Here is a 12,932-nt window from a genome sequence, read left to right as displayed (position 1 = left end):
TTTCGTCTTTTTTAATTTTTTAGTCTTTTGTTTAATTTAACCGGTATCAATTATGTTTCATTACCATGATAAAAAAATCTTAATAGTAGATGATCAAAAAGCATTTCATGTGATGCTTAAAGCCATGTTGACCAACCAAGGAGCCAAAGACATTACGTTTGTCGATACCATCGAACAAGCGGTTAAAATAGCGAATGTGGTTAGATTTGATATTTATCTTCTGGATTACAACCTAGGTTCGGGGAAAAATGGCGTGCAGCTATTGGATTATTTAAAGAAAAACGATCTAATACCAGACCATGCTCTGTGCTTTATTATCACAGGTGATAGTAATAAAAGAATGGTATTAACAGCGATTGAAAAGTCGCCCGACGATTATCTAATGAAGCCTTTTTCTCCTGTTCAACTAAGTACTCGCTTAACTGCAGCAACACATCGTAAGGTAATGCTACAAGCCATTTATAGAGCGATTGCAGATAAGAAGTACGAATTAGCTATCTCACTTTGCCAGCAAAAAATTGACCAAGCCCCCGAGTATAGAAACCTATGTAAAAATTTACTCGCAGAAATTTATATTCAAACAGAAGATTTTGAGAATGCAGATCGTATTTTAAAACCTTTAATTGAGCTAAGACCGTTAGTGCGTCCTTGTATAAGCTTAGGAAGATCCTACTTTCTACAAAAGGAATATAAAAAATCAATCGAGATATTAACGCGCTTGATTGAAGACGCTCCATTACAAATGGAAGCTTATGGATGGTTGGCCCGTTCATACAAAAGAGACGGCCAATTAAATAACGCCTTAAGTATATTAACTCAAGCGGCAAATACCACACATCATAGTATTGAGCGTCACCAAGAAGTTGCCTTATTAGCGAATGAAATGGAAGAGTATGTTGTCATGCTCAATAGCTACTACTCTATTTTACATTTAAGCCGTAGCTCTTTTTACCCTGACCCTTGCCATCTTGCTAACTATCTACGCAGTATTATTGATTTAGCGAAACAAGAAAAAGACATGGGAGAACGAAGACTCATATTGAAAAAAGTGTCTTCTGCTCTGTATCAAAGCCGCTTTGAAGAAGGCAAAAATAAAGATTTTAATTTTAATGGCTTCGATGAAATATATCAGGCTAATGTTCATTTTGCGCTGAATGAACCACTTAAAGCGAAACGCCGTATATTTAATACCTTAAAGAATACCAATCAAGCGGTTGTCGATTTTGATACGACTTTTTTAATAGAAAGCTCATTCTCGTTATTAAATATCGGTGAGTTTGATGAAGCAGAGCCGCTCTTAGAAGAGCTTAAACAGCGACATATTATTGACCCGACAACTGCCATTAATGTTAAGAAATATACCGGTGATTTATTAACAAAACGTATTGAAAACTTTAAAGGTTACAATAAAGCAGGTATTGAATTTTTTACAGCCAACGAATACCAAGCAGCATTAGACAGTTTTGAAAGAGCATTAATATTAGAACCGCTGAATTCTGGTGCTATCTTAAATCGATCTCAAGTATTTATTCATATGCTACAAGAAAAACCTGCTAATAAAGATGAGTTGATAACACAATTTCAAAGCAGTATTGCCTTATTAAATAACACTCATTTACCAGAAATGCATGCTGAACGATTAAATGCGTTACGTCATGAACTCAAAAAGATTAAAGGGGTCGCGTAACTTTTCGTACCACCTTTATATCCAATAAAATTCAATCACTTGAGACTACTTTTAAGGCATACCTTCAACGAGTCACTTTGTTAAAGAATCTATGTTAAAGAATCCATGTTAAACACAGAAGCGTGCATACAGAATCAATTAATAAGTGACTTTGATATTAAAATATCCCTCAAAGAGACTTAAGCTAATGTTTTAGAAGGACCGAATACTTCATAAAATATTTGATCATCATTAACCTGCAGCGCTTTTAATTGCTTATATACCGCTTTCATCATCGCTAATGGACCACAAATATAAAACTCAGCTTCTGTTAATGGCAAATCGGCTTTAATAGCATCAATATTGATAATACCTTGGTGGAATTTATCTTTTTGAGATGATGTCTCTTTATCTTGATAAAAAATATGAGCCTGTACTTTTCCAGCATCCGCTAATTCATCTAATTTACTTTTAAATGCGTGATGTAATTCATCCAATGTACCGTGTACAAAATGTGTTTCTCGAGATGGAGTCTGAGTGGTTAATGTTTCTAGCATGGCTTGCATTGGCGTAATGCCTACACCACCACTAATTAATACCACTGGGCGCTGTGTTTCCTGCAATACAAACTCACCATAAGGGTTAGAAACTTGTACCGTACCGCCTTGTTCAAGCTTCTCATGTAAATAGTTAGAAATTAAACCATCACCCTGTTCATTCTGTTCTTTTTTAACTGAAATACGATAGCCGCTTTGATCAAACGCACTAGATAAACTGTATTGACGAATTTGATGATTTGGTGCGCCTTCAGGATGTAAATGTAATGCAATATATTGCCCTGCTTGATAGGCAGAGACTTTACCTTGGTCGCTAGGCTGTAAATAGAATGATGTGATTAATGGCGTTTCTTGGTGTTTTTTCACTACAGTAAATTCACGCGTTTCTGACCATCCGCCCTCTTTTTCTGCGCTCTCTTGGTATAGCTGTTTTTCTCTTTCAATGAATACATTAGCTAATACACCATAACCGCTTGCCCAAGCTGAAATAACGTCATCACCTGGATTTAATATTTCTTTAATTGACTCCAACAACGCCGCGCCAACTAATGGATAGTGTTCTGGTTTGATACCTAAACTTGCATGCTTTTGAGCGATACGTTCAACGTCCCCCAAAATAACTGATAAATTATCAACGTATTTAGAAAAAGCATAAACCGCCATTGCTAACGCTTGCTTTTGATTACCACTTTTTTGGTTTGTCATATTAAAAATATTTTTTAATTCAGGGTTTTTCTCTAATAAAATTTGGTAAAAACGCCCAGTGATCTGTTCTCCGTATTCAGCTAACGCAGGTGCACTTGATTTTATAATTTTTATTTCATTGTCAGTTAACATAACTCGCCCTTTTAAGTTGCATTTAAAATACTTGTTTAAATTTATAACTGGCATATTAAATACTTATTTTAAAAGATGCAAATAAAATGCATAATTAAAAAATATAAAAATAGCTTCTACGTTACAATAGAAAATATCAATATAAAAAACAACAGAAACGAAGACGATTCGCTGCCCATAAAAATTAGCTTATCGATGAGAATAAAAGGATTTATACAATGAAAAGGTCGACACATTGCAATTAACTAAACATACGGATTATGCGATTCGTGTTTTAATTTATCTCAATACACAACTTGATCAAGAGTCATTATCTAAAGCGACCGATATTGCTTCACTTTTTGGTATCTCATTTAATCATTTAACCAAAGTTGTTCACCATTTAGGGAAAGCAGGATTTATTCAAACGGTTAGAGGAAAAAGCGGCGGTATTAAGTTAGCTAAGCCCGCTGATTTAATTAACTTAGGTGACGTTGTTTCGATCATGGAAAACACGCTTGATCCAATCAATTGTTCAGAACCACCTTGTCGATTACAAAGTGTTTGCCTTGTTAAACCGATTTTAAATAGAGCTATGAAGGCGTTTCTAGATGAATTAAATAAACACACTTTAGCTGATATCTGTCTTGCTAAAAGTAATGACGTTTGGACATTAGAGCTCCATGATCCACTTCAGCTTTAATATAAAATTAGTATTAATATCATCTTGAATTTAAGTGCTGAACCTAAGTGAAAAGCAGTTAAGTATGATTAAATAGAGTTGAATATAATTAAATAAACTGAGATGTTATTTCAGCACTTGTCGAGCGTAATCGATCACTTGTTCACTCAACTGCTGCATTAATTCGCCGCCTAATTGCCAACAATGCCAGTACAAAGGAACACGTACCTTATGTTCTGGTAAAATATCCACCAGCCGACCACTTTTTAAATGCGTTTCAACACTGAAGTGACTATTAAAACTATAAGCACCACTGGCAAGTGTTAAATCAATAAAAGCTTCAGATGAACGTATCGTATGGCAAGGATATTGGCCCATTTGTAACCCAAAGTGTTCACGTAAAAAAGCTAAATGCATATCGTCATACTGATCGAAAGACATTGCAGGCGCATGTTGTAATGTTTGCTTATTCACGCCTTGTTTAAAGAAACGTTCTATAAAGTCAGGGCTCGCCACGCACACATATTCCATATAACCCAAAAAATGACTATCACTACCGCTAATGGCTTTAGCTTTACTGCTTAAACAAGCTAATGCTTCTCCACTGCGCATTCTTTCCCAGGTAGTCGATTCGTCTTGAACAAATAAATTTAATTGAATGTTTTTAGTCTGCAGTAACGGGCTTAATGCAGTAATTAGCCAACTCGCTAAGCTATCTGCATTAACCGCTAAAGGCAACGTTTGGGCTTGATTGCTTTGGAGATCTAACTGTTGGTTAAGCTCCATCTCTAATTGTAATACTCGTTGATAATGCCCTAGTAATAAACGCCCTAAGTGGGAAGCCTGAGGTGGCGTTGAACGGATCAGTAACGGCTCACCAAAGTGTTTTTCAAGTAACTTGATACGCTGAGACACGGCTGACTGGGTAATAAAAAGACGTTGCGCAGCACGGTCGAAACTTTGCTCCATCACCACTGCATCTAACGCTTTTAACAGCTTATAATCAACATTACTTAAATCCATTCCATCACGACCTTAATTTAAAAATCACTTTCTTAGAGATTTAAAATAAATACGTTAGTAAACGTCAAAAGCAACGTTAACAATATTGAGTTACTCGTATTAACAACATTTACGCGCCACATTAGAAATTTTAATTAAACATTAAATTTATTAGCTACACTAACAGTTTAAATAAAATTATAGTAGCCCCCTCTTTTTCATCACCTATCATGAGTATCTATGTTCAGCACCTACTTTACTGGTTTAACATTAATGGCCACCTTAATTATGCCAATAGGCATGCAGAATGCGTTTGTATTAAATCAAGGGATACGTCGTCAACATCATTTATTTGTTGCGACATTTTGTTCACTTGCGGATGCCATCTTTATGTCTGTCGGTGTATGGGGAGGTGCAAAAGTATTTACGACTTTTCCATGGTTACTAACTAGTATTGGCATACTCGGTGCAATTTTTATGTTCTATTACGGTTCTTTATGCTTTAAGAGTGCGTTTGCAGGCGGCAATAATTTACAAACTGACGACAAGAGTAGAAGCTTCAAAGCTATCGTATTAGCTTGTTGTGCATTTACAATTTTAAACCCACATGTGTACATTGATACCATTGTTATATTAGGTGGGTTTGCAGCAAACCTAACCGCAGAGCAACGTCCTTGGTTTGTCTTCGGCGGTGTAAGCGCTTCATTTATTTGGTTCTTTGGCCTTTCTTTATTAGGTCAAAAATTAGCTCCTATTTTATCTAAACCTAAAAGCCAACAAATTATCGACTTTGTTATTGCTATTATGATGTGGGTGATTGCAGCTTATTTACTATATTATGTTGTTACAAATTAAATGATTACTTTAAAAGTAGGAAGTAATCACAATGCGATTAGAGAATAGTTAAAAGATAAAAGGAAGTCACCAGTGAGCAATCTATCAAACACACGTAATGTCAGAGTCAATGAAGTCGATATATTACGTGGTATGGCGATTGTATTGATGGTGATATTTCACTTTTGCTATAACCTTGCTGCTTTCGACTGGTTAGACATTAATACCAATAAAGATATTGAATGGCGTGTATTTAGAGCCGTTATTGTATCTGGCTTTTTATTAGCGGTAGGAATGAGTAGCTACTTAGTTTATTCGACGCACGTAAACTTAATAAAACTCAGTAAAGCAGTGACGAAGTTAGTTGTCGTTGCTTTATTACTGACCGTCGGCAGCTTATTTATGTACCCGAATGCTTGGGTGTATTTTGGCATCATTCACTTTATTGCCGTGGCTTTACCCATATCAGTAATATTCGCTCGCTTCCCCACCACCGCCTTGGTGATTGGTGTTACTTGCTTGATAAGTTACCAATTGGATTGGATAAGTATGCGACCTATCTGGCTATGGTCAGTAGAACACTTAGGTATTCCTCGAAAAACGACTGACTTAGTGAGCTTTATCCCATGGATTTCGCCGGTATTAATTGGCATTTATGTCATGCACAAGTCGTTATTTAATATCAAAATAGCAGAAAATATGATGAGTAATAAACTCGCCTTTCTTGGCAGACACTCATTAGCGATTTACCTCATCCATCAACCTATCATGTACGGCGCTATGTTAGCGATTAGTAAGTTATAAAATCTATTTATGTAACAACCATTAAGTAAGGTGGTCGCTATAAAAAGACAATAATAAATAGCGTCATCAATATAGTGGCAAACATAGTAATAAAAATAATGGTAAGCTTCGTGACCGTTTAAAATAAAAATAACGCCTAGTTATAGTAAAAATATAACTTCACGTTACAATCTCAACATCAAAACAATTATTTATTTAATCATTAGGAATTCTATTTTGCATAGTCTTGCACAACTTAAAGCAGGAAAACTAACAGGCATTAAGCGCTTACAACTATCCGAAAATTTAACAGAATTTCCAATGGAAATTCTAACCTTAGCTGATAGCTTAGAGATATTAGATTTATCAAATAATCAATTAAGCACCTTGCCTGATGAAATAAAACAACTGACTCACCTTAAAATTATTTTTGTTTCTAATAATTGCTTCAAAGTACTACCAACCGCTTTAGGTGGTTGTCCATTATTAGAAATGGTTGGTTTTAAATCAAACCAAATCCAGGAAGTACCGGCTGAATCATTGCCACTACAACTACGTTGGTTAATTTTAACTGATAATAAAATAACCAGTTTGCCGGAGGCATTAGGTGAGCGAACGCGTTTACAGAAACTCGCCCTAGCAGGTAACCAACTTAGCCGATTACCAAAAAGTACAGACCAACTAGTTAACCTAGAGCTATTACGTATTTCTGCCAACCAGTTATTGGCTTTTCCAATACAATTATTAATCTTGCCTAAATTGGCTTGGTTAGCTTTTTCTGGTAATCCATTTTGTGAAACTGATTTAGAAATCAAATCGGTTCCCGAAGTTGCTTCAACGGATTACCGTTTATTAGAGGTATTAGGTCAAGGCGCATCAGGTATTATTTATCAGGCTAATTGGACTGATACAGCGAATCAAGAGAACGCTTTTCCAGAAGATATTGCAGTTAAAGTCTTTAAAGGGGAAGTGACGAGCGATGGGTATCCTCAAGACGAATTACAAGCTTGTTTAAAATTAGGTCATCATAAAAACTTGGTGAAGTCCGTCGCGCAAGTGAATGAAAGTCATTATTTAGCATTAGTGATGGAACTGATCCCGACTCACTTTAAAAACCTGGGTTTACCGCCTGACTTTCAAACCTGTACGCGTGATACTTTTGAATCAGGATTTAGCTTATCGATTGCTAGCATTAAAAAAATGGTCGATCAGATGCAACAAGTGTTTGAGCATTTGCATGATAACCAGGTTTGTCATGGTGACCTTTATGCACACAATACCTTGTTTGATCAGCAATCAAATATTATTTTTGGTGACTTTGGCGCCGCCAGTATGTACCACATGCTGCTACCCGTTGTTAAAGAAAGTATTAAAGAAATAGAACAGCGAGCACTGATGCACTTTATTGATGACTTGCTGAGAATTTGTGATGTTAATGATAAAAAGTCGCCAGACTACCAAATGTTAAAAGCGTTAGTTCAAGCATAAGTTTGTTGATACACAAAAGTTCTTTAAATATAAAACTAACGACTTAAGCTAAAAAAAGCCTAACAAATTTAATTTGTTAGGCTTTTTTTATTTATAGACCATAGCAAAGTACTTATATATGTTGACTAACGTAAGTCGTCAACTACCGCTAACATCGCCACTAGTGACGCTTCCCCTAATTTAACAGAGCGCTCTGGTGACCACCCCATTGTTGGATCTGGTACATTGTCATTATCTTTAAAAGGCATTTCTAATGTATTAGCAAGGCAATCAAAGTGCTCAGCAACCCAGTTTGTCGCGACTGTCATATTCGCTTCACCCGGTGCATCAACGTCATAACCGAACTCAGACTGGAAATCTGCACTAGCGAGTTTGAATACTTCAGAGAATCGTTCACGTAATGTAGCCAAACGATCGTTATAACTCGGTGTGCCTTGTGATCCGGCTAAGAATACAAAAGGTAACGCTTCATCACCATGCACATCATAAAAGAGGTCAACACCGGTTTCTTTCATTTTATTAATCACATGAAATACTTCAGGGCTTTTTTCGATGCTTGGGTTTAACCACTCACGATTTAAGTTAACACCTGCAGCGTTAGTACGTAAGTGCCCACGTACACTGCCATCAGGGTTCATGTTAGGAACGATATAGAAATTTGCTTTATCTAAAAGTAACTTACCTGTCGCATTATCACTGTCTAACAAGCTATGCATTAAACCGTCAACTAACCATTCGGCCATTGTCTCACCAGGGTGCTGGCGTGCAGTGATCCAGATATTACGTTTATTAGCATCACCATCGCCAATTTTGACTAAGGTTAAGTCACGTTTATCTAATGTTTCACCTAAGTGCTCAAGGCTCACTAGCGGATGCATTTGTACGGCAGCAAGCAGGTCTTGATGACGTTCATAACTGTAAGGCGCAAAGTAAGCAATTTGGATAGTTTCACAATCCATATCTGCAACAATGGTTAACTTTCCCTCTTTATAGAATGTTGGTAGACGAAACCAATGCTGACGATCATAAGAAGCCACTGCTTGATAGTTGTCCCAACCTTCAACATAAGACGCTTCACCTGCATTAAGAATATTAAGAATGTATTGTTCGCCTACTTCACCGTCGATACGAAAGTTAAACCATTGAAAAAACTCTCCGCCAAAGTCTGGACGAATAGCCAATTGGATATCTTTTTTATCTTCTAAATTAATAACTTCAATATTACCTGCATCGAAATTAGCAGTGATACGCATAGCTTTTCCTTAATTAGTATTTTACGAATTACCCTGAGCATAAACGATCCTAAACAAACAGCAAAGCAGAGTTAATCAATGGCTGACAATTTAACTGAACGACGGTGGCTGAATCTGCGGGATCTACCCTTTTCACCGTAAGCGCGTTACACCAGATTATTTTGGCGTGAATGTATTTTGCTTAAAAAACCTTGATGTAAAAGGTATCGCTTTAAAAGATATTCCAGTTCGCTCTACCTTGGGCGCCGGAATGAAGTGAACATTAAATAAAACATATTAAATCAAGAATATTAAATAAAAGATATTAAGCTAAACATTGGAAACTATTATAATGTAAATGACCGACTATCTAACTGTGTAGTACCTTATGACAGTCGTGCTCTAATTCTATATTCTAAGCTTATACACGATGGCTGTGCGCTAGCTCACAATGCAATTAAAAAGCTAATTGCTAATCCATAAAACCAGACCAAATCGACGCTATTAAATTGATCTTCATGTTATTTTTTAATAAATACTACAATACCACATAAGGTTATTTTAATGAAAAAACAACTACTTGCTATCTCAACACTCATGGCAATCTCTTCTTTTGCAACTGCAAATGTTCAGTTTTCTGATCAAGATGGAACATTAGGCGAACCGGCTAAATACACGCAATTCCAACATGTATTAACAGAGTCAGAGTTACAAATTTCCGATGCGGAAGGTAAAAAAGGCAACAAAGAATATTTTGCATTAGATGGTAATTTTGATGGCATTGTTAACCAATACTTTTATGTTGATAAAAAGAGTGAAGCACTTGTTTTCAAAATGAAAAATGATCACCTTCGTAACGAAGTACGCGTTCATAAAAACTTCCGTACTGATTTACCTAATAAACTTTATACATTAAGCGCTGAAGTTGAAATGATTGATCCCACTGGTTCAATGAAAAACTCAGACTCAAAACAAAATGAAATAACTTTCCTACAAGTACACAACAAAGGGTTAGATAACCAAGGTACGCACAATGTGCCACATCCCCTACTTCGCGTTGTTTGGAAAGAAGATGCTAATTCAGTAAAAAGCCATTTCTGGGCACTGGTTAAAAATAATGCGGTCATTTGTAAAGGGTCGTTTGGCAAAAAGAATAAAGATAAAGAGATGTGTAAAGCTGATGTTGCTTACAAGAAATATGATTTAGGTAAAGCACCTTTAAATAAAGCGACGGCTTTTGACATCACTGTCGGCAATAAACAATTAGTGATTGATGTAGATGGTAAACGTCTTGTTGAACATGATATTGATTACTGGCGCCACCTGTTAAGCTACTTTAAAGCTGGCGTATACAATCAATTCACTAATGGTATGAGTGAAGCGCATTTCAATAAACTTGAATATAAAGCGTTAGAAACTAAATAAACTTAATAAACTTAATTAATACCAATTTAGCTTAAAGGCTTAACTCAAAAAAATAGGCACGCCATTAAATAATGGCGTGCCTATTAAAAGCGTTTATTGTATAAAGATTAGCATGATAAACCTCGTACCGACGGTATCACTCACTTCAAACCTGAAACGGGAAAGAGTCAGTAAAAAGCTTAATCAATCTGTAAATACTTATGCATTTGTACTGACAAACGCCAATTACGCTCAATACATGTTTTCATACATAACGCGGTGGCTTTTGCTTTTTGAGAAATGGGTTGTAAGCAAATCGTTTTATCTTTAATAGATGTTATTTTCGATAATAAAACATCTAATTGCTCTATATCTTTTTCGGTGCCCACTGGATGCTTGATTTCATTAGCACGTTCCAATGCTTCTTTTAACACTTCCTTCTTACCACGCATGTTCACTTTAGGTGACAAAGTAACCCAAGTTTGTGCATCGACTAGAACAGGATAAGTGCCACTCGTTTCTAATTGAATATCAAACCCAAATTCATGTAAGACCTGAGTTAACTCTCGTAGGTCGTACATGCATGGTTCACCGCCAGTGATCACAATCAACTTTGCGCTGTAACCTAAGCGTTTTATTTCATCAACAATGTCTTTCGCTGAACTATCAGCCCAACGATCAGATTCATTGCTTTTATCTGTTAATAAAATTAAATCAGACTTTTTAGCAGGATCAATTTCCCACGTATGCTTAGTGTCACACCAAGCACAACCAACGTCACACCCTTGTAAACGAACAAAAATTGCAGGCACACCGGTATAAAAACCTTCGCCTTGAATGGTTTGAAACAGTTCATTTACTTTATAGTTTTGTGTCATTGACGTAAAATGCCTTATTTGATCTTGCTCACTCTTTTAGTGGGCTGTTTTTATACCCGTGATATCGCAAGATGTAAAGTCAGCAACGTAAATAGTACTATTAAATAGCTATTAGACTGGGCTTTATAAACATCGAGAGATCACTTCGCTATCAAGCAATACAATAGGAAATACAGTGTCATGAGCAAAAAAGTAGTGGTTATATATTCTGGTGGGATGGACTCATACACTGTTTTACACAAAGCCATTGAAGAAGGCTTAACACCTTATGCGTTAACTTTTGATTATGGGCAACGCCATGTTAAAGAAGTCCAAGTTGCAGAACAGGTATGTAAAGAACTAGGCGTTCATCATAAAGTGATTGATATTACCTCAATCAATCAAATCATTGGCGGCTCATCATTAACAGATAGCTCAATAGAAGTGGCACAAGGTGATTACGAAGAAACTAATATGCTTAATACTGTGGTACCAAATCGTAATATGATTTTATTATCATTAGCGATTGGTTATGCCGTTTCATTAAAAGCAGAACAAGTTTATTACGGTGCACATTCTGGCGACCATGATATTTACCCTGATTGTCGCCCGGTTTTTCTTGAAAAAATGAATGATGTTGCAGCTGTTGCTAACTATGAAAAAACTGAAATCCATGCCCCTTATCTACAAACAGATAAAATAGGTATTTTAAAAGACGGCATTAGAATGGGTTTAGATTATGCTAAAACATGGACCTGTTATAACGGTCGTGAGCAAGCCTGTGGCCAATGTGGAAGTTGTGTAGAACGTTTGCAAGCCTTCGAAAAAAATGGCATGACAGATCCAATTGCTTACGAAGCTTAAATAAAATGTACTTGAGTATGCTGAGCTAAAGAGCAAATGTTCAATGGTAAGTCTTGGAGACTAACGAGCTGAATACTAATGAGCTAAAGGCCGAGTAATCATTGATAAAAGGTAAACGCTAATGAAAAATATTAACCTCTATTTTAATAAAAAAGTGGTCATTGATACGCAACAGCAACCTTGGGTCAATAGCCCAATGGCAGGTGTTCGACGTAAACCATTAGCGAGATCAGAAGATCAAGTACATATTACCAGTATTGTTGAATATGCAGCGAACTCCTATTTTAGGAAGCATCCTCACCCACAAGGCGAAGAGATTTTTGTATTAGAAGGGATATTTTCAGATCAAGATGGAGACTACCCTGCAGGCAGTTATTTACGTAATCCACCTAATAGCCAGCATAAACCTTTTAGTGAGCTAGGTTGTCTTATCTTCGTTAAACTAAATCAGTTTATGCCTACTGATTTAAAAAGTATTCGAATTAATACAACGACAACAGAATGGTTACCGGGTATTGGTAGCTTACAAGTAATGCCTTTACATAGCGTTGAAACACAACATACCGCCTTAGTGAAATGGCCAGCAGGTGAGCATTTTCAGCCTCACAGACATTTTGCAGGGGAATAGATATTAGTGATTTCAGGTACTTTTAAAGATGAATTTGGAGCCCACCCCCAAACATACTTGGATACGCAGCCCTCACATGAGTCAACATGCCCCTTTTGTAGAAGAATAAACGGCCATAT

The 12,932-nt window shown here is 36.4% G+C and carries 11 protein-coding genes and 1 pseudogene; 8 read left to right on the top strand and 4 right to left on the bottom strand.

Features of this window, described 5'->3' with window-relative positions; all coding sequences use genetic code 11:
- Positions 1–52: 52 nt before the first annotated feature.
- On the top strand, positions 53–1,687 hold the full coding sequence (locus SP041_RS01520) for a response regulator (protein WP_025564920.1): 1,635 nt from the start codon (positions 53–55) through the stop codon (positions 1,685–1,687).
- 179 nt (positions 1,688–1,866) lie between these two features.
- On the opposite strand, the gene hmpA is transcribed toward SP041_RS01520, so the two are convergent.
- Positions 1,867–3,060, bottom strand: coding sequence for an NO-inducible flavohemoprotein (hmpA, locus tag SP041_RS01515; RefSeq protein ID WP_025564921.1), 1,194 nt, complete (start codon positions 3,058–3,060; stop codon positions 1,867–1,869).
- Between the two features lie 235 nt (positions 3,061–3,295).
- Here hmpA and SP041_RS01510 point away from each other — a divergent pair, with 235 nt between their 5' ends.
- Entirely contained in the window at positions 3,296–3,742 is a 447-nt protein-coding gene (locus SP041_RS01510) for an Rrf2 family transcriptional regulator (RefSeq protein WP_025564922.1), read from the top strand.
- A 105-nt stretch (positions 3,743–3,847) separates the two neighbouring features.
- Here SP041_RS01510 and SP041_RS01505 read toward each other — a convergent pair whose 3' ends face one another.
- The gene (locus SP041_RS01505; RefSeq protein ID WP_025564923.1) at positions 3,848–4,744 is read right to left on the bottom strand and encodes a LysR family transcriptional regulator ArgP; all 897 of its coding nucleotides are present in this window, start codon (positions 4,742–4,744) and stop codon (positions 3,848–3,850) included.
- Positions 4,745–4,963: 219 nt separating this feature from the next.
- On the opposite strand from SP041_RS01505, the gene SP041_RS01500 reads away from it, so the two are divergent.
- The 3 genes from SP041_RS01500 (at position 4,964) to SP041_RS01490 (ending at position 7,828) form a co-directional block, all read left to right on the top strand.
- Positions 4,964–5,578 carry a LysE/ArgO family amino acid transporter gene (locus tag SP041_RS01500; protein ID WP_025564924.1) on the top strand — a complete coding sequence of 205 codons (615 nt, stop codon included), beginning with the start codon at positions 4,964–4,966 and terminating at the stop codon, positions 5,576–5,578.
- Between the two features lie 72 nt (positions 5,579–5,650).
- Positions 5,651–6,361, top strand: coding sequence for a heparan-alpha-glucosaminide N-acetyltransferase (locus tag SP041_RS01495; RefSeq protein WP_025564925.1), 711 nt, complete (start codon positions 5,651–5,653; stop codon positions 6,359–6,361).
- 216 nt (positions 6,362–6,577) lie between these two features.
- Positions 6,578–7,828, top strand: a complete 1,251-nt coding sequence (locus SP041_RS01490) for a leucine-rich repeat-containing protein kinase family protein (protein WP_025564926.1) — start codon at positions 6,578–6,580, stop codon at positions 7,826–7,828.
- 125 nt (positions 7,829–7,953) lie between these two features.
- On the opposite strand, the gene SP041_RS01485 is transcribed toward SP041_RS01490, so the two are convergent.
- On the bottom strand, positions 7,954–9,081 hold the full coding sequence (locus SP041_RS01485) for a M14-type cytosolic carboxypeptidase (protein WP_025564927.1): 1,128 nt from the start codon (positions 9,079–9,081) through the stop codon (positions 7,954–7,956).
- 543 nt (positions 9,082–9,624) lie between these two features.
- Here SP041_RS01485 and SP041_RS01480 point away from each other — a divergent pair.
- Complete coding sequence (locus SP041_RS01480) at positions 9,625–10,485, top strand: polysaccharide lyase family 7 protein (RefSeq protein ID WP_137297277.1); 861 nt, start codon at positions 9,625–9,627, stop codon at positions 10,483–10,485.
- Positions 10,486–10,664: 179 nt separating this feature from the next.
- On the opposite strand, the gene queE is transcribed toward SP041_RS01480, so the two are convergent.
- Entirely contained in the window at positions 10,665–11,342 is a 678-nt protein-coding gene (queE, locus tag SP041_RS01475) for a 7-carboxy-7-deazaguanine synthase QueE (RefSeq protein WP_137297276.1), read from the bottom strand.
- 150 nt (positions 11,343–11,492) lie between these two features.
- Here queE and queC point away from each other — a divergent pair, with 150 nt between their 5' ends.
- Positions 11,493–12,185, top strand: a complete 693-nt coding sequence (gene queC / locus SP041_RS01470) for a 7-cyano-7-deazaguanine synthase QueC (RefSeq protein ID WP_276607143.1) — start codon at positions 11,493–11,495, stop codon at positions 12,183–12,185.
- Between the two features lie 121 nt (positions 12,186–12,306).
- Positions 12,307–12,922, top strand: a pseudogene (locus tag SP041_RS01465) (cupin domain-containing protein).
- Positions 12,923–12,932: the final 10 nt, after the last annotated feature.

It is taken from the genome of Psychromonas sp. SP041 (assembly GCF_000470315.2).
GTDB lineage: Bacteria > Pseudomonadota > Gammaproteobacteria > Enterobacterales > Psychromonadaceae > Psychromonas.
This window is presented reverse-complemented; position numbering and strand designations above follow the sequence as displayed.